The organism is Nocardia callitridis, from assembly GCF_039543305.1.
In the GTDB taxonomy this organism is placed as follows: Bacteria; Actinomycetota; Actinomycetes; order Mycobacteriales; family Mycobacteriaceae; genus Nocardia; species Nocardia callitridis.
Genome location: NZ_BAABJM010000002.1, coordinates 801,253 through 820,986, shown reverse-complemented (window position 1 = coordinate 820,986; position 19,734 = coordinate 801,253). Strand labels below are relative to the sequence as shown.

The 19,734-nt window shown below is 64.5% G+C and carries 21 protein-coding genes and 1 pseudogene; 12 read left to right on the top strand and 10 right to left on the bottom strand.

The window, feature by feature from the left end; translation table 11 throughout:
• Positions 1-104: 104 nt before the first annotated feature.
• On the top strand, positions 105-794 hold the full coding sequence (locus ABEA50_RS12580; protein WP_425577645.1) for a GntR family transcriptional regulator: 690 nt from the start codon (positions 105-107) through the stop codon (positions 792-794).
• A 79-nt stretch (positions 795-873) separates the two neighbouring features.
• On the top strand, positions 874-1,320 hold the full coding sequence (locus ABEA50_RS12575) for an SgcJ/EcaC family oxidoreductase (RefSeq protein WP_345495481.1): 447 nt from the start codon (positions 874-876) through the stop codon (positions 1,318-1,320).
• Positions 1,321-1,457: 137 nt separating this feature from the next.
• Here the strand turns inward: ABEA50_RS12575 and ABEA50_RS12570 are convergent, their stop codons facing one another.
• The gene (locus ABEA50_RS12570; RefSeq protein ID WP_345495480.1) at positions 1,458-2,438 is read right to left on the bottom strand and encodes an oxidoreductase; all 981 of its coding nucleotides are present in this window, start codon (positions 2,436-2,438) and stop codon (positions 1,458-1,460) included.
• Positions 2,439-2,515: 77 nt separating this feature from the next.
• Between ABEA50_RS12570 and ABEA50_RS12565 the strand changes: the two genes are divergently transcribed.
• Together ABEA50_RS12565 and ABEA50_RS30945 are read left to right on the top strand one after the other, a co-directional pair.
• A complete protein-coding gene (locus tag ABEA50_RS12565; RefSeq protein ID WP_345495479.1) occupies positions 2,516-2,929 on the top strand; it encodes a MerR family transcriptional regulator in 414 nt (137 codons plus the stop codon).
• Between the two features lie 352 nt (positions 2,930-3,281).
• Positions 3,282-4,010 (top strand): SDR family oxidoreductase, encoded by a 729-nt coding sequence (locus tag ABEA50_RS30945; protein WP_425577597.1) that lies wholly within the window; start codon positions 3,282-3,284, stop codon positions 4,008-4,010.
• On the opposite strand, the gene ABEA50_RS12560 is transcribed toward ABEA50_RS30945, so the two are convergent.
• Complete coding sequence (locus ABEA50_RS12560; RefSeq protein WP_345495478.1) at positions 3,937-5,091, bottom strand: DUF7802 domain-containing protein; 1,155 nt, start codon at positions 5,089-5,091, stop codon at positions 3,937-3,939. The two genes, ABEA50_RS30945 and ABEA50_RS12560, sit on opposite strands and share 74 nt — an antisense overlap.
• On the bottom strand, positions 5,088-6,029 hold the full coding sequence (locus ABEA50_RS12555) for a metal-dependent hydrolase (protein ID WP_345495477.1): 942 nt from the start codon (positions 6,027-6,029) through the stop codon (positions 5,088-5,090). Before ABEA50_RS12555 ends, ABEA50_RS12560 begins: the two co-directional genes overlap by 4 nt.
• A 146-nt stretch (positions 6,030-6,175) precedes the next feature.
• On the opposite strand from ABEA50_RS12555, the gene ABEA50_RS12550 reads away from it, so the two are divergent.
• Positions 6,176-6,808, top strand: a complete 633-nt coding sequence (locus ABEA50_RS12550; RefSeq protein ID WP_345495476.1) for a TetR/AcrR family transcriptional regulator — start codon at positions 6,176-6,178, stop codon at positions 6,806-6,808.
• Positions 6,809-6,815: 7 nt separating this feature from the next.
• On the opposite strand, the gene ABEA50_RS12545 is transcribed toward ABEA50_RS12550, so the two are convergent.
• Entirely contained in the window at positions 6,816-7,313 is a 498-nt protein-coding gene (locus ABEA50_RS12545; RefSeq protein WP_425577596.1) for a DUF5753 domain-containing protein, read from the bottom strand.
• On the opposite strand from ABEA50_RS12545, the gene ABEA50_RS30940 reads away from it, so the two are divergent.
• On the top strand, positions 7,210-7,677 hold the full coding sequence (locus ABEA50_RS30940; RefSeq protein ID WP_425577595.1) for a helix-turn-helix domain-containing protein: 468 nt from the start codon (positions 7,210-7,212) through the stop codon (positions 7,675-7,677). The two genes, ABEA50_RS12545 and ABEA50_RS30940, sit on opposite strands and share 104 nt — an antisense overlap.
• Here ABEA50_RS30940 and ABEA50_RS12540 read toward each other — a convergent pair.
• Positions 7,671-8,468, bottom strand: a complete 798-nt coding sequence (locus ABEA50_RS12540) for an SDR family NAD(P)-dependent oxidoreductase (protein ID WP_345495474.1) — start codon at positions 8,466-8,468, stop codon at positions 7,671-7,673. The genes ABEA50_RS30940 and ABEA50_RS12540 overlap by 7 nt on opposite strands.
• 97 nt (positions 8,469-8,565) lie before the next feature.
• A complete protein-coding gene (locus tag ABEA50_RS12535; protein ID WP_345495473.1) occupies positions 8,566-8,928 on the bottom strand; it encodes a YybH family protein in 363 nt (120 codons plus the stop codon).
• Between the two features lie 466 nt (positions 8,929-9,394).
• On the opposite strand from ABEA50_RS12535, the gene ABEA50_RS12530 reads away from it, so the two are divergent.
• The gene (locus ABEA50_RS12530; RefSeq protein WP_345495472.1) at positions 9,395-10,879 is read left to right on the top strand and encodes an HNH endonuclease signature motif containing protein; all 1,485 of its coding nucleotides are present in this window, start codon (positions 9,395-9,397) and stop codon (positions 10,877-10,879) included.
• A 79-nt stretch (positions 10,880-10,958) separates the two neighbouring features.
• Here ABEA50_RS12530 and ABEA50_RS30935 read toward each other — a convergent pair.
• From ABEA50_RS30935 to ABEA50_RS12515, 4 genes and pseudogenes are all read right to left on the bottom strand, one after another.
• A pseudogene (locus ABEA50_RS30935) lies at positions 10,959-11,483 on the bottom strand (transposase); the annotation flags it as partial.
• Positions 11,484-11,824: 341 nt separating this feature from the next.
• Positions 11,825-12,082 (bottom strand): hypothetical protein, encoded by a 258-nt coding sequence (locus ABEA50_RS30930; protein ID WP_425577594.1) that lies wholly within the window; start codon positions 12,080-12,082, stop codon positions 11,825-11,827.
• A 270-nt stretch (positions 12,083-12,352) separates the two neighbouring features.
• Positions 12,353-13,294, bottom strand: a complete 942-nt coding sequence (locus ABEA50_RS12520) for a DUF3048 domain-containing protein (RefSeq protein WP_345495471.1) — start codon at positions 13,292-13,294, stop codon at positions 12,353-12,355.
• Positions 13,295-13,378: 84 nt separating this feature from the next.
• The gene (locus ABEA50_RS12515) at positions 13,379-13,708 is read right to left on the bottom strand and encodes a hypothetical protein (protein ID WP_345495470.1); all 330 of its coding nucleotides are present in this window, start codon (positions 13,706-13,708) and stop codon (positions 13,379-13,381) included.
• A 363-nt stretch (positions 13,709-14,071) separates the two neighbouring features.
• On the opposite strand from ABEA50_RS12515, the gene ABEA50_RS12510 reads away from it, so the two are divergent.
• The 5 genes from ABEA50_RS12510 to ABEA50_RS12490 all read left to right on the top strand — a co-directional run bounded on the left by ABEA50_RS12510 (position 14,072) and on the right by ABEA50_RS12490 (position 19,715).
• Positions 14,072-14,311 (top strand): hypothetical protein, encoded by a 240-nt coding sequence (locus ABEA50_RS12510; RefSeq protein WP_345495469.1) that lies wholly within the window; start codon positions 14,072-14,074, stop codon positions 14,309-14,311.
• Between the two features lie 192 nt (positions 14,312-14,503).
• Positions 14,504-16,147: an ABC transporter substrate-binding protein gene (locus tag ABEA50_RS12505; RefSeq protein ID WP_345495468.1), complete on the top strand. Its 1,644-nt coding sequence runs from the start codon at positions 14,504-14,506 to the stop codon at positions 16,145-16,147.
• Between the two features lie 61 nt (positions 16,148-16,208).
• Positions 16,209-17,159 (top strand): ABC transporter permease, encoded by a 951-nt coding sequence (locus ABEA50_RS12500; protein ID WP_345495467.1) that lies wholly within the window; start codon positions 16,209-16,211, stop codon positions 17,157-17,159.
• The gene (locus ABEA50_RS12495) at positions 17,156-18,037 is read left to right on the top strand and encodes an ABC transporter permease (protein WP_345495466.1); all 882 of its coding nucleotides are present in this window, start codon (positions 17,156-17,158) and stop codon (positions 18,035-18,037) included. The genes ABEA50_RS12500 and ABEA50_RS12495 overlap by 4 nt, the downstream gene beginning before the upstream one ends.
• 1 nt (position 18,038) lies before the next feature.
• Entirely contained in the window at positions 18,039-19,715 is a 1,677-nt protein-coding gene (locus tag ABEA50_RS12490; RefSeq protein WP_345495465.1) for an ABC transporter ATP-binding protein, read from the top strand.
• The last annotated feature ends 19 nt before the right edge of the window (positions 19,716-19,734 follow it).

The window sequence follows — 19,734 nt, the reverse complement described above, 5'->3', positions numbered from 1 at the left end:
GGGTTAACGATTGGTATAGACCAATTGTGGGTATGCTGTGTGACATGGAGGCAGCGGATGCGGTGGGGGTCGACCGGTGCCCGGCCGGCGCGAGGCAACCCAGGATGCCGAAGTCCTACCGTGTGCGCACGGAGCTGGACGCGATCCTGAGTGATCTGGGCGAGGGCGACCCGGTGCCGTCCGAACGGGATCTCGCGCTGCGTTTCGAGGTCGCCCGCGAGACGGTGCGCCAAGCGCTGCGAGACCTGGTGGTGGAAGGCCGAATTCGGCGGCAAGGGCGCGGCACGGTGGTATCGCGACCGAAGATGGTGCAGCCGTTGCAATTACAGTCCTACACCGAGGGTGCGATCAGCCACGGTCGCGTACCCGGTCGACTGCTCGTCGGATGGGATGACGTGCCCGCCGACGCGGGCACCGCACAAGAACTCGGCCTGAACGGCGGCGAGCCGGTGATGCACCTCGAACGTGTGCTGCTGGCCGACGGCGAGCGCATCGGCCTGGAAAGCAGCTTTCTTCCGCTCGCCCGATTTCGCGTGCTCTACGACACCTACGACCCGACCACCTCGCTCTACGCCGCCCTGCGCACGCTGGGCGTGACACTGGACCAGGCGACCGAGCGCATCGAAACGGTACTGGCCTCCCCGCGCGAGGCGGCGCTGCTCGAATGCACCACGGCCCTACCGCTTTTGCGGCTGCATCGGTGCAGTATCGACCGGCAAGGCGCACCGGTCGAAGTGGTTCGCTCGCTGTATCGCGGCGACCGGATCGCCTTCGAGGCGCGGTTGCGCACGTAGATCGCGGGACGGGGTTACGGCCGCGTGTCTCGATCCAGTACTTGACCTCGAGCATGGTTCAGGTAGCAGCCTGGTGATCATGACCGAAACAACATCCGGACGACCGGCGCTCGAAGACACCACGACCGACCACACTGCCGATATCGCCGCAATCGAACAGTTGATCGCCGACGTCGAGACCGGCTACAACACCAACGATGCCGAACTGATGGTCAGCGGCTTCACCGCGAACGCGTCGGCGGGCAACGCGGTGGGCGCGGTGGTCACAGGATATGGTGCGTTGCTCGACGCCGCCGAACGCGGCCTCGGGGGATTCCTGAAAGACGAGTACGTGCGTTACGAAGTGAGCGACATCAACTTCCTGCGTCCGGATGTGGCGGTGGCCCACAAGCTCGCCCGTGCGAGCACCGCCGAGGGGGAGCCGATCGATCAGGACCCCGCGATGGTCGCCCTCTATGTGCTGGTCGAGGAGGGCGGCCGCTGGTGGATCGCCGCCCGCCACAACACCCCGGTACCGAAGGCTTGAGCGCGTCCCGCCACCGGCCGCGCTCAGGGCCGGTGCGATGACACTGCCGAGCTCGGCCGGTGGAGGACAAGCACTAGGGTCAAGGCGGGCTAGCGCCGTGGCGGCGGGACCGGAGCCACCGCCCCGGCCTGCTGCCGTCACGTACGCGGCGTGGCGACCCCAGTCAGCTCTTCGCTGATGGTCCACAGTCGGTCGGCTTGGTCGGGGTCGATCGCATAGGGCATCACCCCGACGCCGTTGTGCGCAGGGACGCCGTCGCCCGTGACGGGCGCGATGTCGCAATCCTCGAGGTACATCCCGCCTATGTCGTCTAGTTGCGTGGACGTCGCGGCCCACAGACCCGTGGCGGCACCCTGGCTGGCGTCCTTGAAGATCGGATCGATCGCATGTCCGAACTCGTCGATCCAGCCGAATTCGACCATCTCGCTGATTTCCAGATGGCGCTGTAACGGTGTCAGGATGGCGCCGGGGTGCAGGGCGAATGCCCGCACACCGGACGCGGCCCCGAGGCGGTCGAGTTGGACGGCGAACAACACGTTCGCCGTCTTCGCCTGCCCGTAGGCTTCCCACTTGTCGTATCCCCGCTCGAACTGCATATCGTTCCAGCGGATCGGCGAATGATGGTGGCCCGCTGAGGAATAGATAACGACGCGGGCCTCGCCCTCGGCCAACAGCGGCCACACGCCCGCCGTGAGGGCGAAGTGGCCGAGATGGTTGATGGCGAACTGGCTTTCCCAGCCTGGCCCGACCCTGCGTAGTGGGGCGGCCATCACCCCGGCGGTCGCGAACAGGTAGTCGATGCGCTCCAGCCGGTCGGAAAGCTCTGCGGTGCAACGGTTCACCGACTCGAGGTCGGCGAGATCGGCTTCGAGGACGTCCGCTCGGTCGCCGAACTCCGCGACCGCCGCGCGGGCGTCATCTGGCCGACGTGCCGGAATGATCACGCGCGCGCCGGCTGCGGTGAGATGTCGGGTGGTCTCCAGTCCGAGGCCGGAATAACCACCGGTGACGACGGCTACCTTGCCGGTCAGGTCCATACCGGCCGTGATTTCTGCGCTGGTCGTATCGCGGCTGTAGCCCGAGGGGAGGGGACGCTGCGGTGTCGGGTTCCTGTCCATGAATCCACCATAGAATCTAGACTGCACTCTAGATCAACGCCGAATAGTTGGATTGGGACATGCCGACATTTGAAACCGTGACAGCATCCTCCGCGACCTTGTCGATCGGTGAGGTCGCTGCGCAGACCGGGCTCAGCGTGCACGCGCTGAGATTCTATGAACGCGAAGAGCTTCTGATCGGCGGGGTCGTGCGCACCGCGGGCGGTCGGCGGCGCTACACGCTCATGGACGTGGAGTGGTTGCGGATCTGCATCCGGCTGCGCGAATCCGGCATGCCCTTGGCCCAGCTCCGCCAGTTCGCCGCTCTGGTCCGCGATGGGCCCGGCAACGAGCGGCAGCGACTGGCGTTGTTGCAGGAACACGAGAACCACATTCGCGCACAGCTTTCCGCGCTCCAGCACTGCTTGGAGATCGTGCGGTACAAGGTGGGGGTGTATCAGGAGCACATCTCGAACGACACCACGCGTGGCGTCTGGGATCCGACGATCTGAACCGTCGCCCCCTTTACCGCCACGTGTCGAGATACGCCCGATAGGTCCCCCGAGGCAGTGGGTCGCGGCACCGCGAAATCACCTGAGGAGGTGTCGGCGACCCGGGCAGCAGTCCGGTGGTGACGATCGCGCCGATCAGGACCGTGGCGAGTCCGGAGGTGATCGAGGTAGTTGGCGGCCGCGGTCTTGCACTCGGTACATCCGGAATCGGTGAGCGTTCCCGTGGTTGCGATGGTCTCCCGCGTACACGAACGTCTATGGTTTCGCCGCCGGGGGCGTATTGCGTCCGAGCGCCACGAGATCGTGATCGACGCACCGCCCGATTGTTCGAGGTTGGTCGCAGGACGCTGAGGTGTGGGAACCCCGTTGGATCGCCTCGGCCAGAACACTTTTCGAGCGGGCAGAAATTCACACTCGCACTGGCTTCTACGAGGCGTGCGCGGTGGCCGTGACCGGGGCAGGCTCGGGGATCGGCCGGGAGCTGGCGCGGGAGTCGAGCCGCCGTGGTTCGTTCTTGGCCCTGGCAGACGTCGATATGGCTAAAGTTCGTGAGACGCAAGGGTTGTGTTCGACGTCCGACGATGTCGAGGTCTTCCAGGTCGACGCCCGTGATCGCGACGCGGTTGCCGCCTTCGCCGCAGGCACCGTCGATCGGTTCGGTCGCTGCGATGTTCTGATCGCCAATGCCGGTGTGCTGCACATCGGGGCCGTGGAATCCACCGAATACAGCGAATTCGATTCCGTGCTGGCCGTGAACTTCGGCGGAGTTGTCAACAGCGTCAAGGCATTTCTGCCGCACCTGCGTGTCACCGGACGACCAGCCCGCATCGTTACCGTCTCCTCAGCTGGGGCCTTGTCGGGATGTCTGAGCATGCTGCCTACAGCGCAAGCAAGTTCGCAGTCCGAGGGTTCACGAGAGCCTGCGCGCCGAGCTCGCCGGGACGAACATCGTGGTGACCGCTGTGTATCCAGGGGGCGTCCGGACACCAATTGCGCGGTCCGCGCTGTTAGGACCCTACCGACTCCGGACGTTTCGGTGTGCCGAGTTCATTGTTCCGTGAATCCCGCTGCGACACTGTGAAAGTGGCGACCACTGCCGCGATGGCGATCAGGAAACAGGCGAGGGTGTACCAGAGGTTGCCGATCGGGTCGCCGTTGTCGGTGGTCCCGTCCGTGGCGCCGAAGAAGGCGGGTAGCGCGGTAACCCAGAGGACAGCGAACACGGCCAGGTATACCAGCGCGTACCACTGCACGAGCCGATTGCGGTGCGGTGCTTCGTCGTTGCCCGAACGCAGGTCCGACCACCGTCGATACAGGACCACCACGGCCACCACCGAGAGTGCGACAAGTTCTGCCGCGTAGAGCACTCCGCGCACGGTGTCGCTCCACGCACCGAAGACCGTCGCGGGCAGGGGCAGCACGAACGTGCCGACCGAGGCCAGCAGGCCGATCACCACGGTCCGCCACACGAGTTGCCAGCCGGTGAAGTGCGTGCCAGCGTCCACATGGCGGCCAACGAAATACCGCACGCACAGTGCCAACGACATCGGCCACAGCGCGGCGAAGACCACCACACTCGGCAGCGGCACCGCATCGAACAGCGGCTGATTGACCGGATTGTCCACCGACCACTCCCACCAGCGCAGCTGCGGGCCGATGTGGTCGAAGATCTCGTAGAACGCGTGGTGCACGAACCCCACGCAGACCGCGCCGACCACCACCCCGTGGTGCCGGAAAACGCCGAGCATGCGGACGAGTTCGTAAGCGAGCGTGGCCATCAGCGGATAGATCGCGACGATATAGAGCGGCAGCCTGCCCCACAGGAAATCCACGGTGAACACGTTGTGCGCGAACATCGTGTCGACGTAGCCGTCGATGCCGAAGGTGGCGGGGAAATAGAGCGGCGGTTCGATCACGAAGAGGTAGGCGGTAGCACCGAGCCAGAGCACCAGGTTGGTCGGGTCGCCATGTCGGCGCAGGCGCACAACCGCGTAGATCAACGCGAGTATCGAGCCGAGGATGATGGTCAGCTCGAGTACCGGGAGCGTCCAGTTCTCCAGTCCGGCGGGGTCGCGGAACTCGATGAGACCACCTGCCTCGGCACACGAGAAGCCCAGTCGCTGCGCGAGTTCGGCGAACGTGGGCGCACACAGATCGCTCATCGATGCGCCGCCTGGGGCTCGTCGTGCTGCTGTTCGGCGGTGTACCAGCGGGTGCAGTCATAGCCCGCGTCGTAGCGCTCGAACCACCTGCCCGCGAGTTCGGGCAGCTTCTCGTGCGAGGGATCGTGTTTGGGCATCTGACTGCGAAAGACGCCACCGAGCGCGGTGAATTGTTCGCGGCGCGAGAGGCCGTCGAACGCGCGCGGCATCGGTCCCTTGGTGAGATACGGTGCGAAGTAGGTGAGCACCTTCTGCTTGGTGCGATGGCGGGCGAACATCGACAGCGCGTCGACCTGTCGGTCCGCGAGCGGCACGTGCTGGTTGAACCCCGCGCACGCGATCCTGATCACCTTCATGACGTGCGCGAAGATCGACGGCGCCATCCGCATCCGGTAAAGCTCATCTCCCACAACGGAACTGAAGAGGATGAGCGCCGAGCTGCGGTGCTCGACCTCCTCGACGAAGTGCCAAATGAACAGCGACGCCACCCGGTCGTCGCCGGGACGGAAGAGGGTGTCCTCGTTGTCGAGCATCAGCTTGAACACCGGGGTGAAGGTGGCTTCCAGGTCTGCGGTGTAGGCCAGCCGATACTCCCGTGAGGTCGCCTCGGTGAGCAGATCGAACTCGCCGATCACGGCGTCGAGGGTGTTCTGGAGGCCGGGATAATGCTTGATGAGCGCCTTGACGTGCTGGCGATGCGCGGTGGAGTGGTGGCCCTCCTGGCGCATGAACGCGGTGGCCTCCTGCGCCACTTCCGGATCGGTGAACACCGGTTTGAGCTGCATGATCAGCTTCACGATCATCTTCTCGAAGCCGACGGCCAGGAACGAGACCGCATTGGACATGCTCGACCATGCCGGGTTCTGCGGGTTCCACACGAACGGGACATCCGCGTCGTCGAAGCCGAAATCCATCTTTCGGGGGTGCAGGTCGGTCATGGTGCGTACCTCGCGTCGGGGGTGGTCGGTCATGTGCTGGCAGAAGCACATGCACCGTCACCATACATACAAGTGTCCACTTGTATGGTTACTTGGCGGGATCGATCGCGCGGAGTCCGATGCGGGGCGGTGGTATCGTCCGGCCGGTGGCGCGCAGACGCGGGTGGGGCGGGAATCCGCCGGAAGGTGATGAGCAAGCGCGCGAGCGCATCATCGCCACGGCGGTCGAATTGATCGGCAAGACCGACGCCGCGATCAGCATCGCCGATGTCGCCGAAGCCCTCGGGGTCATCCGGCAGACGGTGTATCGCTACTTCCCGAGTGCCGAGGCGTTGATGACAGCGGCGGCGATCGCCTCGGTCGACGGATTCCTCGACCGGTTGACCGCGCAGGTCGCCGGTCTAGACGACCCGGCCGAGGCGATGATCGAGGCCGTGGTCTTCACCCTCACCGACGTGCGCCGCACTCCCCACCTCGGAATTCTGCTGTCGAGCTCCTACTCCAACGCCGACCCCGACAGTCTGACCTCCGAACAGTCGAAAGCCTTCGGCATGCGCATGATTCGACGCTTCGACGTGGAATGGGAACGCCACGGCTACGACGAGTCAGCCCTGCGCGAACTGGTCGAATACACCCTACGAACGATGCAGTCGTTCTTCGTCTCCCCCGGCGATCCACCACGCGGCGAGAACGAGTTGCGTGCCTACCTGCGGCGCTGGTTGGGTACCGCGATCACCGCGCAGCGCGAACTCGCAGGGCGTGCGCGGCCAGGCGTTTGAGCGAAGCTCAGCGCTGACTTTCGTATGCGCTCGCGGCGTAGCGGATTCGGTTTCTGCTGTTGACGGCATCGTCGGAGGCTTGGCGGATCGCTTCGTAGGCCCGTTCGTATCGGCGCACGAGGTGTTCTTTCTCCAGATACATGTCGCCGGTGTAACCGGGTGCGTACACCACTCGCGGCTCTCGTTTGCCGTTCTTGTTCTCCTGGCGGGGATCGAGAACGGCGAAGGGGCCGGTGGGATTTCCGCCAGGTATTCCCGCGCCGAACGGCAAGACGCGCAGCGTGATATTCGGCCTCGTACTGAGGTCGGCGAGGTGGCGTAATTGCGCTGACATGACTCGTCGGCCGCCGATCACGGTGTGCAGGATCGCCTCGTGGACAACGACATCGAGGGTGTAGGTGATGGCGAAAGCGCGGGGGAATATTCCGAGGCGACGACTGGGCCGATACCTGCGCGAACTACGCCAGCAGTCGAATCTCACCTTGGCCGATGCGGCGAAGCGCATCGGACGCGGGGTGGGCACGCTCAGCGACTGGAGACCGGCGACGGCGGAAAGATCGACCTCGCGGATATCGCGAATCTCTGCGACCTGTACGCCGCGGAATCCATGCTCGAGGGCCTCAACGGACTTGCGCAACAGGCGAATGCGCCCGCATGGTGGCACGAGTACAGCGATCTGCTCACCAAGGGTTTCGATGTGTACGTGGATCTCGAGGCCACGGCGGAAACGATCAAGGTGTATCGCCCGGACAGGCCTTTCCCGTCAACCAGGAATACCCCATGCGCGAAGCGTTTCGGTCGCCAACAGGGTCGCCTCGTCTCCGACTGCCTTCGTGCGCTTGCTCGGCAGGTTCTACAGAAGTCAGTAGTAGACCGGCCCCGGAACGCCACCGCCCGCTGCTATGGCATCGCCGGTGAGTGCGATGCTGCGGGGCGAGGCGAGGAAGGTCACCACGTCGGCGACCTCCTCGGCGTCGATGATTCGGTTCACCGAATTCTTCGTGATCTCGGCTTCGAGTGCTTCGATCGTGGCGCCGGATTCGGCTGCTTTGTCGGTCAATCGTTGGGTGAGGCGTTCGGTTCTGGTGAGTCCGGGGTGCACGACAGTGACGTTCACGCCCTTCGGGCCGAGTTCGTCGGCGAGGTTTTTCGTCAACGCGGAAACACCGACATTGCGGATCGTCTGTGCGATCGAATTCGCCTGGCGCGCACCGAGTCCGCTGATGTTGATGATCCGACCCCAGCCCTGTTCCACGAAGTGCGGGGCGACCGCGCGTGCGGTGCGCAGATAACCCAGCACCTTGATCTCGACCTCGTGACGCACGACGTCATCGGTCGTGTCGGCCAGTCCGGAAACCGCGCCCGCGCTCCACGGTGTCGCGGCGGAGTTGACCAGGATGTCGACCCCGCCCAGACCGGCGACCGTACGTTCGACGAGCGCGCGAACCTGCTCGTCGTCGCCGGTGTCGGTGGGCACCGCGATGATTCGCCGACCGGTCTGTTCGGCCAACTGTCGCGCCGCGGCCTCGAGCGGCTCGGCCGACCGTGCGGCGAGCACCACGTCGACCCCTTCGGCCGCGAGCCCGCGCGCGATCGCGAACCCGATCCCTTTGCTCGCGCCGGTCACGATCGCCCGCTTACCACTCAGTTTCAGATCCACCCCGGACACGGTAGTAGTGACCGTGCTGGCGGTCAGTGCTCCTGCTCGAGGTGAGTCGAACCGATCCGTCGCGCACGACGTTTGAGCGGCGGCGGGCTCAGGCAGGCTTGGTGAACTCGGGCTGATCGAGTATCCGCAGCCAGCTACCGTCGGCCTGTCGCCGCACTACCTGCGCACGGGCGCCGGTGCCATCCTTGGGGGGTGTCGAGGTGAGCGCGATGTCGTCGTTGACCAACGTCGGCAGCGGCTGCTCGGGTTCGAAATGCGGCCGGTTCGCCAGCACCTTCGTCCAGAGTTCCTGAATCGCCGTCCGGCCGACGGTCAGGCTGCCCGGTGGGTAGGCCATCACAGCGTCCTCCGCATACAGCAACGCGACGCCCTCGGCATCGCCCGCATTGGACCGCTCGACGAACAGTCGGGTCAGATCCTCAGGGCGCAAAGCCTTTTCGTGGGTAGTCATATCCGCTACCTCTCCTTTCGGTGGATTTTGTCCTGACAAGTCCACTCTCGTCGGCCTGCGACCCATAAGTCCAACAGCTCGTTCTTCTCAGGGTAATAACTGTTGGTTATGGATGTCCTGAGGTTCGGTTCGATACGCCCCTGTCGGTCGCCGACGCGTGGAGGCCGGTTGGTCGAGGTGAACCGAATTGCAGGCGGGTCGGATGCGTCGTTCGATCCACGGTCCTCACCAGTTCGCTGGGTCGACTCGCTCGGATTGACGACATCTTCATCGGTGCGGTCACACAGAAGCCGCATGAGCTCACCAGGATCCACAGAACGTGTCGCCATTACTCTCGGGCACAATCGATTAGTGCGTGTGGGTCAACCCGGGATGGGGCCTAGTGAAATGGAATACGCTTCTGAAAACTGCGAATTCACAGCGTATTCCCCCGGTCTTCTGGCATAGCCGAGGGTAATATATAGGCATGGGGGAACAATTCAGTGCGCCACACCGAGCTGGTCTTGGGTTGTTGGATGCTGTCACCGAGTTATCTGATCGTGATTGCACCGGGCTGTCGGATGAGCAGGTGTTGGATCAGTTGCGTGAGATCGAAACCGTGACACGGATGCTTGCGTCTGTGAGTGTTGCGACGTTGGTCGAGGTATCGGATCGGGGGATGCCTGTACGGGCGGGGGTTCGCGCGTTGAAGAAGTTTGTGATGCAGGTGTTGCGGTTGTCGCATGCCGAGGCTGGTGCGCGGGTCCACGCGGCCATGAGCCTCGGGTCCTGGCATAACTTCGACGGGAGCGTGCGCGAACCCGAGTTGCCGCACACCGCGCAGGCGTTGCGGCAAGGGGAGATCTCTACCGACCATGCGCGTCGCATCGTCAAGGTGATGAACCGTGTTCCGGCGCTGACTCCGAGCACGGATGTACAGGCGGCCGAGGAGATTCTCGCCGACTTCGCTCGTCATGGGTCGCCGGATGACATTCAGCAGGTCGGGGAGAAGATTCTGGCGCACTTGGACCCGGATGGCACACTCACCGATGAGGTTGATCGCCAACGCATGCGCGGCATCATCATCGGTGCTCAGCGTGCAGATGGGATGTCACCTATCAGTGGCGAGATCACCCCGACATTGCGAGCGCTTCTCGATCCGCTGGTCGCGAAATACGCACGACCGGGCATGTGTAACCCGGAAGACCCCAACAGCCCCAGCCTCCACATCGATACTGCGCCGGTTGATCGTGACGTGTTGGTGGCTGCGGCCGACCGTGATCGACGCAGCGCGGCGCAACGTACCCACGACGCTCTGCTGGCGATCCTGCACCCCGACAACACAGGTGGTTGGGGAACCCACAGAGGCGTTCCGGTGTCGACGATCCTCACCATGGACGTGACCGAGGTGGAGAAAGCCGCGGGTGTCGCGACGACGGCGACCGGTGGCACCGTCCCCATGTGTGAAGCACTGGAGTTGGCACAGAAATCGCAACCGTTCCTGGTGGTGTTCGACCACGCCGGTGTGCCGCTTCATTTCGGGGCCACGAAACGCCTCGCGACTCGCGAACAACGCATGGCTTTGATCGCTGCTGTGCGGGGTTGCTCACGGCCGGGGTGTGATGCACCGGCGAGTTTGTGTGCTGTGCACCATGTTCGCGATGCCGCGAAGGGTGGACCGACGGATATCAGCAACGAGACTTTGGCGTGCGATGCCTGCCACGCGTTGATTCATGACGGTCCTGGTGGGTGGAAAACCATTATCATGGACAAACATTCCGAATACCCGGGACGTACCGGGTGGATTCCACCTGTCCACATCGATCCCACCCGAACCCCGAGAATCAATCACCGTCACCGTGCTTCGGAGTTACTGGCGGCTGCCTTGACCCGGATTCACCACCACCGCGAGCAACAGCGACAACAACATAATCAATGGCTCCAGCAACACCACCCACCACCCGCGGCATGAGACCGCCTCCGCGGAATTTTTCAAGGTGAATGAGACCGGTGGGTGTTTTATGCCGCTCGGGACGGTTGTTGGTCTCCTGTTCGGGTTGGTTGATCCACGCTGTTTCGGGTAGGTCGATGATCTTCGGGGCAGTGGTGGTGACACCGAAGCGGTGGGGGTGGCGGGCGCGGGCGTCGGCCAGTACTTGGCGGCGTTCGGCGTCGCGGGCGGTGGCTAAGCCGTAGAACACCTCGGCGGGGGTGTGGAGCCCGATTCCGGTGTGGTGATGCTCATGGTTGTACCAGTGCACGAAGTGGTCCATGAAATCCCTTGCATGCCAGAGTGATCCGAAACGGGTGGGGAACTCGGGAGCGTATTTCAGAGTCTTGAACCAGGCCTCGGAATACGGGTTGTCGTTGGACACCCGCGGCCTCGAATGTGAGCGAGTGACCTCCAGATCGGCCAGCAACGCGGTGACCGATTTGGACGTCATGGCGGTGCCACGATCGGCGTGGACAACGTGCGGGATGCCGTAGGTGCCGAAGATCCGGGTCATCAATTCCGTCGCCAACATCCCCGATTCGCGCGAATGCACGTGGCAGCCGACGATGTAGCGGGGCGCAATCGACGAACTCCTCGCAGTTGAGCACCGCCAGCACTCGCTCCCGCTCAGTGTCGGTGAGCTTGTTCGCCGGCACCGGTCTGTCGTGCCGAACCGATGGCCCGGCAGTAGGTTTACTCAGCCGATGTTGTGTTGCCCGCGATAACCCGGTCAAGGTCGCCGCTCGACGAGTGGCCACCCCGACGGCGCACAGACCGGTATAGGCTTGCATCAACGCTTGTTGTGCTTGTCGTCGGAATCCGCTCTCTCGGAAAGAGATTCCAAGAGAGCGTGTGCTTTTCCCATAATGTCCAGCGCTGCCTCGGTCGTGGTCAGTCGCTTGTTGGTCTTCTCCAATTCCCGCTTCAACCGGGCAATTCGGCCTGCTCAGCAGTCAGCTTGCCGACCTTCTTCGCAGCAGGCTTGTTCGTCTCGAGCACACCCGCATTGCGCAACTTGCGCCACTCACTCATCAGCGACGAGTACAGGCCCTCGCGCCGCAGATACGCCCCGCCCTGACCCGCCTCGACTGCTTGCTCGTAGGCGGTCACGTGCGCCAATTTCTCGGCTGCGGTGAACGCGCGCCGACGCCGGGGGCCATCGCCCCGAGGTGTTGAAGCCATTGCGCCCAGTCTCGCGCACCGCCGTTGCCGTGGTCATCGGTAGATAGATCCGATCTCGCCCCGCGTCAGGCCGATTTGCTGTGAACCAGCGGTCTCAACTCACCCTGACACGCAGGGACCTGCCGAAGGGGCAGGACGGTCGCGCATCGGTGGCGGTGGAAGGCGAGCCGTTCGAGGCGATTCAGCGGGTGGCTTGTGTGCGGACGATCCGAACCGCCGCTGGTCTGATGTCACCTAGCTGTGCGGCGGCCCGTGAACGCGCGGCCTCGGCTACCAGAGCTGCGCTGGAACCAACACGGTCCAGACCTGCCCGGGTGCGAAGGGGATGGCTGTACCGGTGGGCGCTGTATAGGTTGTGCCTGCCACCGGGGAGGGCCGGGACCACTCGGCTGGGAACGCGTGACCGTCGCGAAGTACGAGTGCTCGACCGCTACCAGTCGTCTGGACGAGTGGTGAGACGCTGCCAGCCACGTCGCTGACGGCCGAGTCCGCTACCTGCACACGCTGTAGCACGACCGTACTTGCCATGAGCTGTCCGGTATCTGCTTCGGTGTAGGGGGCACCATCCATGGAAACCAGCCACCCGTGGCGGCTGGGTGACCAATCGAAACCGATCACCGCGTCCTGATACCGCGCTTGCTCGTGTTGTGTGGGCTGGCCACCGGCAGGGGCGGGACCGAAGTGCGGTTGCGAAGCCGGTGGCCATGTGCCACCCACGGGCAACTCATCGGGGCGGACCAACATGTTGTGCGGCGCGTCGCGACCGTGGTCGCGGTAGTACGCCGCAGGGCGGCGCTCGGCCGAAGCGTTGTGGAGCGGGGCGCCGTCGACGGCGGGAGTCAGCTCGGGTGCGGCACCGGAGGATGCCAACGTCGGGTTGCCGAACTGGTCCAACAGCGTCAGATCCGTTTCCCGCGCGCTGCGAACGGGTCCGATCACCGGGGGTTTGTGGGTCGAGAACACGGCGGCCAAGCGGCTCAAACCGCCCTCGACCGGCTCGACGTAGACCAAATCGGCGGGTGCGAGCCCTACCGGTGGCCGTCCCTGCGGACTGTTGTCTATCTTCGCGACCAGCACGGGCGCGCTCACCGGGGGAGACGTATCCGGGCTGTGGGGAACGCGCTCCGGTCGCCCGCTGACGCACGCGGTGACCGCGCACATCGTCAGTGCGGTCAAGAACGCGGCAATCCACATCCATCGTCGCTGTGGCATAAGGCAAACCTCTGACGCGCTTGTGGTGGCAAATATCAGTGCTCGCACCTGCGTGGCGCTGGTCGGCGACGTCGCCCGGTCGCGCTATTCGAGTGTCCAATCGCACCCTCGGACTGTGATGACGTCACCGGCGGACAGGCGGACGTAGGACGGGCCCGAATAGAAATCCGAAGCGGTGGCCTCCGAGGACTTGGCGCCCTTGTAGGGCAGCCATGTGATGGAGCAGGAGCCGTAGTCGTCTTCGGTGGGACCTGCGGTGTAATAGGTCCCCGCCAGGACATTCGTGCCGACGACCTGCTGGCCTTCATAGAGGCTGCTGGAGGGGGCGGCGGCTTCGGCGCCCGCGGACGCGACGGTGGCGGCGGTGATCGCGCCGGCGGTGAAGATGACGGGGAGTATCCGTGTGAGATTCATGGGTTTCCCTGGGGACTCGGATCAGATGTATTTGAGGCGGCCGTGTTGGTGATCGGCCGCGGATCGCTTGCACGGGTGCGAGGAGCGACCCGTACGGGAAGGCGCCTCGATCACGAGTGGTTCCAGGTGGCGCCGGTGTACAAGATTTATCGTCGGCCGGGGGCGGTTGCGTAACAGTTTTTCCTGGTCGGTCGGAAATCGCCGCGCGCGGCGGTGCGTGCGTGCGTGCGTGCTGTGCCGCTCCCGGCGCCGATCACAATGGTCAGCGCAGCCCTGCCATCGCGCCGACTGCGGACCAGCAGTCGTGCGGGACGCTGCGGTCGGGGGTCGAATCGGCTGGGGAATCGAGCACCGTTTCGGTGCTTGACGCGAGTCGCCGAGTTGATGTCGGAACCCTCGCTCGCCGACGCGCGGGTTCGACAGGGGCTCTACCACGCAGTGGATATGCACACCCTCGTCGCCACGGTGTTCGGTCCCGACTACCCGTCGATGGCAGGCGCATTCGACGGCACGACACCGGATTTCACACCGCAGGACGCGAACCTGAACTACGACCAGCCGAGACCGACAGTGTGCGTGTGGGTTGACGCCCATCTCCGGTAGGCCGGTCCGCCCAAGCGTGGCCGACGATTCGCCCTGGCCGTCGCTCGCGGCGTCGAGAAGTGCCGTAACCGTGTAGTTCTGGTTTATCTATCGTGTAGCAGAAAAATATCGGTTCCAGCTCTCCGGCCGGGCAATGTGTCGAGTAATTCACCGATCACATTTTCCCCAGCGCAGCAGGCCGAGAGGTTTCCCATGTCACACGAACCGGCACGACGCCGCTTCTTGAGTGTCGGCGCCGCGCTCGTCGGTGTCGGAGCCCTTGCGGCATGTGGCAGTTCCACGGCCGCAAGGGTTTCCGGTGACACGGCGGCACGAAGCGCGACGCCCGTGCCGGGCGGCGAGATCATCTATCTGAACGAGAAGTTGGTCGACGGTTACCAGCAGCAGAACACCGGATCGTGGCATGTGGCGCAGGTGTGGAATCAGATCGTCGAGCGCCTGTTCTATTACGACGCCGAGGGAAATTTCGTGCCGCACTTGGCGACCGGTTTCACCGAGAACGAGGACCGCACCGTCTTCGGATTGACGATTCGCCGAGGCGTGACATTTTCCAATGGTGAACGGCTCGACGCCGCGTCGGTGGCCGCGAATCTGAACTTGCTCGGCAAGGGCGACAAGGGGCGGGGCATTCCGCGCGCGTCGTACTTTCCGACCTGCTACGGCGCGGCCGAAGCGGTCGACGAGTACGAGGTTCGGGTCCGACTCGACGCGCCGTTCGGCGATTTCATCCAGAAGCTCGGCGCGTGGTCGGCGGTCGGCATCCTGGCGCCCGCGACGATCAACGCCAGCCTCGACCAACAGTCCGACCTCGACAAGATCTACGGCACCGGCCCGTTCGTGGTCGAATCCTGGCTGCCGAGCAAGGAAGTGGTACTGCGCCGCCGGGCGGACTACGCGTGGCCACGTGCCGACGCCAAGCACGACGGTCCGGCACGTCTGGAACGGGTGACGGTGCAACAGGTCATCGAGCCGTCGTTGCGCGCGGGCTCACTGGAATCGGGGCAGGTCGATCTCGTGCACTATGTGCAACCGGTGGAGGAACCGTTCGTCGCCGAAGGGTTCGACCTCATCGCACCCACCTTCTTCGGCAGTGTCTGGGGCCTGCAACTACGCCTGACCGCACCGCATCTCGATGACATTCGCGTCCGCAAGGCGCTCACCCACGGAATCGACCGAAGCGACATCCTGACCACCAATTATCCCAGTGGCGCGTGGGCCGAAGCGAAGTCGACGTTCAACGAGATCGTGCCGGGAACCCTCGACCTTCGCGAAAGGTTCGCCTACAACCCGGATCTGGCCAACAGCCTGTTGGACGAGGCCGGGTGGACCAGTCGCGACGGCGCCGGCTACCGCACCAAAGACGGTGAGCGCCTGAGCTTCCTGATCTACCCGTCGGTGTTCATCACGACCTCCGAGGCGGATCTGCAACTGATCGCCCAGCAGTGGAAGCGGATCGGGGTGCGACTGGAGATCAAGGCCACCGACTTCTCCAACTACAACACCGTCACCGCACAGCCGGATGTGCCGCTGTACGAAAACCATTGGCTGGCGGGCAGCCAGACCGAGATGTGGCGGTGGTGGCACAGCTCGCAGGCCAACCAGTTCATGGCCCCCGGCGAAGAACTCGACGGGCTGCTGGAAGACCTGGTCCAGGCGAAGTCCGAGCACGACCGGATCGAGGCGTCGAAAGTGGTGCAGGAGTATGTCATCGACAACGCCTTCTACATTCCCGTGCACGAATTCCGGCAGACGTGGGGTGCGGCTACTCGTCTGCGCGACCTCGGTGTCGACGGGTTGGGCTTGATCAGCTTCTACGATGCGTGGCTCGATGCCTAGCGAAACCGCTGTGGACCCAGGCGTATTCGGGTCGATCTCGAAGAAAGTAGGGAATCGGACAGTGTCGCACTCCACGAGATACGTGCTATCTCGGATCGCCCAGGCCGTGGTGACGCTCGTGCTGGTCTACATCGTCGTTTTCGTCATCGTGACCCTGTTGCCGGGCGATCCGGTCGCCAGTCGGCTGAGTAACCCCGAGTACGGGTACTCCAAGGAGGAGATCGGGGAGATGCTGGTCTACTTCAAGTTGGATCAGCCCGCATCGACCCAGTTACTCAGTGCGCTGGGACGATTGGCGCACGGGGACCTCGGCTTGTCGTACGCGTCGAATCTGCCGGTGTCGCGGCTGCTGTGGTCGGGTGTTCCCGCCACGCTGCAACTGGCTGGCACCGCGTTCGCCATCGCGGTCCTGTTCGCCTTCGTGATCGCGGTCGGCGCCTTCTACCTGCCGAACAAGTTCGGTGGCGGCCTGCTGCGCGCGTTCCCCTCGCTGTTTGCCTCTGTCCCCAACTTTCTCATCGGCCTGGTGGTCATCAATGTGTTCTCCTTTCAGCTCGGACTGTTCACGCTGAGCGACTTCCGGAGTGCGGATGCGCTGATCTATCCCGCTGTCACACTGGCGATTCCGGCTTCGGCGCCGATCGCGCAGATATTCCTGAGCGCCATCGATGCCGCGCGTTCGGAGCAGTACGCGACCGTGGCGATCGCCAAGGGGATCGGGCGATTCGAGTTGCTCGCGCGCCACCTGGTACCCAATGCCGCGCTGCCGACCCTGACGATCACCGCGGTCATCGTCGGCGACTTGCTCGGCGGATCGATCATCACCGAAGCCGTTTTCGGTCGCACCGGTGTCGGCACTGTTGTTCAGAAAGCCGTGAGCGAACAGGACGTTCCGGTCTTGCAGGCCGCGGTGGTGCTGGCCGCGGCCCTGTTTCTCGCCGTCAACCTGGCGGTCGACCTGATCTACCCCGTGCTCGATCCGAGACTGCGTGCGACGGAGGCCGCCCGATGACGACCGTGATCCCCCCTGGCGTCGAGGATCGGACCGACGATGTGGCGGCGGCCTACCCGACGCCGACCACGAGACCGCGCGCGGCGGGCCTGCGCAATGCCTACACGGTGCTCGCCGTGCTGGTGGTCGTGGTGATCGCGGCGTGGACGATCGCTCCCGGCCTGTTCACCGACCAGGACCCCTTCGACGGTGTGACCGCCGACAACTTTCAGTCACCGTCCCTGGCGCACCTGTTCGGCACCGATCAATTCGGTCGCGACATCTTGGCGCGAGTCATCTTCGGCACCCGATCGGCCGTGCTGACCGCGCTGTTGGCGGTGGGTATCGGCTTGATCGCGGGCAGTGTCGTCGGGTTGTTCGCGGGATTCTTCGGCCGAGTGGTCGACGCGATCCTCGGTCGGGTGATCGACACGCTGCTGGCGATTCCCGGATTTCTGCTCGCGGTCATCGTGGTGGTCTCGCTGGGCTTCGCGAGTGTGAACGCTGCTATCGCGGTGGGTATTTCGTCGGTGGCGGTGTTCGCGCGATTGATCAGATCCGAGACGCTCTGGGTGAGCAACCGCGCGTTCATCGAGTCCTCGCGGCTCATCGGCGGCGGCAAGGTGATCGTGTTGTTGCGGCATGTGCTGCCGAACGTGTATCGCTCGGTGTTGGCGTTGGCGGTCTTGCAGTTCGGTCTCGCCATCATCAACGTTTCCGCGCTGGCGTTCCTCGGCTACGGCAATCCACCGCCCAGCCCGGATTGGGGTCTGCTCGTCGCCGAGGGCAAGGACTTCTTCTATCGCTACCCGTGGTTCGTCTACGCACCCGGCCTCGTCATGGTCGCTTCGGTGCTGGCACTCGGTCAACTCAGCAAGTCCATTCGCAGGGACAGGTGACATGACAACGACAACCGACCTGAGGCCCGACACCGATCGTGCGCCCACGTCCACCTCGCTGCTCTCGGTGCGCGACCTCACCGTCGCCTACGGCGGAAACCTCGCGGCGCCAACGGTTTCGGGGGTGTCGTTCGACCTGCACGAGGGCGACACCGTGGCGATCGTCGGCGAATCCGGGTCGGGCAAGTCGACGGTGGTGAACGCGATCCTCAAACTGCTCGACCAGCGGGTCGCCGTCGACGGCACCGCCGAGTTTCGTGGTCGCGACGTACTCCGGTTGCGCGAGCGCTACTTTCGGCGCATCCGTGGTCGCCACATCGGCTTCGTGCCACAGGATCCGACGTCGTCGCTCAACCCGGTTCGCCGCATCGACCGCCAGATCTTCGAGACCTTCCGCACCTCCGGTCTGCCCGAGTACGCGCGGTCCGCGCGTTTCCACGATCAGGCCATCGAACTGCTGGACTCGGTGGGGATCGCCAACCCCGCGCGCGCCTTGCACTCGTATCCGCATCAGCTCTCCGGCGGCCAATTGCAGCGCGTGCTGATCGGCATCGCGATCGCGCAACGTCCCGCGGTGATCGTCGCCGACGAGCCGACCTCGGCCCTGGATGTCACGATCCAGAAGACCATTCTCGACCTGATCGACCGACTGAAGACCGAGCGGGGGTTGTCGGTGCTGCTGATCACCCACGACCTCTCGCTGGCCGCCGAACGCGCGCAGCGGGTCGTGGTCCTCAATTCCGGCCGCGTCGAGGAATCCGGTAGTTCGGCGCAGGTACTTCGAGAGCCGAAGTCCGCCTACGCGCGCACGTTGGTCGGCGACATTCCGAGCATCGACCCCGATCGCTTCGCGGAAGCCAAGGCCGCGCGCGCCGTGCCGGAGGAGGCGGCAGCGTTGTCGATTGTCGACGTGCACAAGACGTTTCGAGTGGGTCAGCATCGGACGGCGGCGTTGCGGGGCGTGACCTTCGATATTCCGGCCGGCCGGACCCACGCGTTGGTGGGGGAGTCGGGGTCGGGCAAGTCCACCCTCGCCAGGATCGTGCTGCGGTTGTTGGAGGCGGACTCCGGGCAGGTAATCGTTGCCGGACAGGACATCTCGCATCTGGACCGGCGGCAGCTGCGCGCCGCGCGCCGCCATCTGCAACTGGTGTACCAGAACCCTTTCCACTCGCTCGATCCCACCTACTCCGTTGGCCAGCTCGTCGCCGAGCCGCTCGTGCGCTACCGGGTGGGCGCGCGGTCGCAACGCCGCGAACGCGTCCGCGAGGTGCTCGATCTCGTCGGCCTGGACGACTCGTTCCTGCCGCGCGGCATTCGGCAACTCTCCGGCGGTCAACGTCAGCGCGTGGCGATCGCGCGCGCACTGAGCCTGAGCCCCAAGGTGCTCGTGCTCGACGAGCCGACCTCGGCACTTGATGTCACCGTGCAGGCGCAGATCTTGACGGTGCTGGTCGACCTCCAGGTGAAGTTGGGGGTCAGCTACCTGTTCATCTCGCACGACCTGAGCGTGGTGCGCCAGCTCGCCGACACCGTGACGGTGCTGCGGCGCGGCGAGGTGCAGGGCTACGGCGACACCGAGGAGGTGTTCTCGAATCCGGCCGACGAGTACACCGCGCGACTGGTCGAGTCGATTCCGCGGACCCCGAAAGTATTGGACCGGAGAGCTTTCCGCTGACCACGTGCAGCGGAGGAGA

Excerpts from the sequence above, each read along its gene's own strand:
- ABEA50_RS12545 (WP_425577596.1), bottom strand. The coding sequence starts at position 7,313 with ATGCGCTTCGCCGCATCGGCCAAGGTGAGATTCGACTGCTGGCGTAGT.
- ABEA50_RS12515 (WP_345495470.1), bottom strand. The coding sequence starts at position 13,708 with ATGAATCTCACACGGATACTCCCCGTCATCTTCACCGCCGGCGCGATC.
- ABEA50_RS12575 (WP_345495481.1), top strand. The coding sequence starts at position 874 with ATGACCGAAACAACATCCGGACGACCGGCGCTCGAAGACACCACGACC.
- ABEA50_RS12580 (WP_425577645.1), top strand. The coding sequence starts at position 105 with ATGCCGAAGTCCTACCGTGTGCGCACGGAGCTGGACGCGATCCTGAGT.
- ABEA50_RS30940 (WP_425577595.1), top strand. The coding sequence starts at position 7,210 with ATGGCGAAAGCGCGGGGGAATATTCCGAGGCGACGACTGGGCCGATAC.
- ABEA50_RS12505 (WP_345495468.1), top strand. The coding sequence starts at position 14,504 with ATGTCACACGAACCGGCACGACGCCGCTTCTTGAGTGTCGGCGCCGCG.
- ABEA50_RS12490 (WP_345495465.1), top strand. The coding sequence starts at position 18,039 with ATGACAACGACAACCGACCTGAGGCCCGACACCGATCGTGCGCCCACG.
- ABEA50_RS12535 (WP_345495473.1), bottom strand. The coding sequence starts at position 8,928 with ATGACTACCCACGAAAAGGCTTTGCGCCCTGAGGATCTGACCCGACTG.
- ABEA50_RS12560 (WP_345495478.1), bottom strand. The coding sequence starts at position 5,091 with ATGAGCGATCTGTGTGCGCCCACGTTCGCCGAACTCGCGCAGCGACTG.
- ABEA50_RS12555 (WP_345495477.1), bottom strand. The coding sequence starts at position 6,029 with ATGACCGACCTGCACCCCCGAAAGATGGATTTCGGCTTCGACGACGCG.
- ABEA50_RS12530 (WP_345495472.1), top strand. The coding sequence starts at position 9,395 with ATGGGGGAACAATTCAGTGCGCCACACCGAGCTGGTCTTGGGTTGTTG.
- ABEA50_RS12570 (WP_345495480.1), bottom strand. The coding sequence starts at position 2,438 with ATGGACAGGAACCCGACACCGCAGCGTCCCCTCCCCTCGGGCTACAGC.
- ABEA50_RS30930 (WP_425577594.1), bottom strand. The coding sequence starts at position 12,082 with ATGGCTTCAACACCTCGGGGCGATGGCCCCCGGCGTCGGCGCGCGTTC.
- ABEA50_RS12520 (WP_345495471.1), bottom strand. The coding sequence starts at position 13,294 with ATGCCACAGCGACGATGGATGTGGATTGCCGCGTTCTTGACCGCACTG.
- ABEA50_RS12495 (WP_345495466.1), top strand. The coding sequence starts at position 17,156 with ATGACGACCGTGATCCCCCCTGGCGTCGAGGATCGGACCGACGATGTG.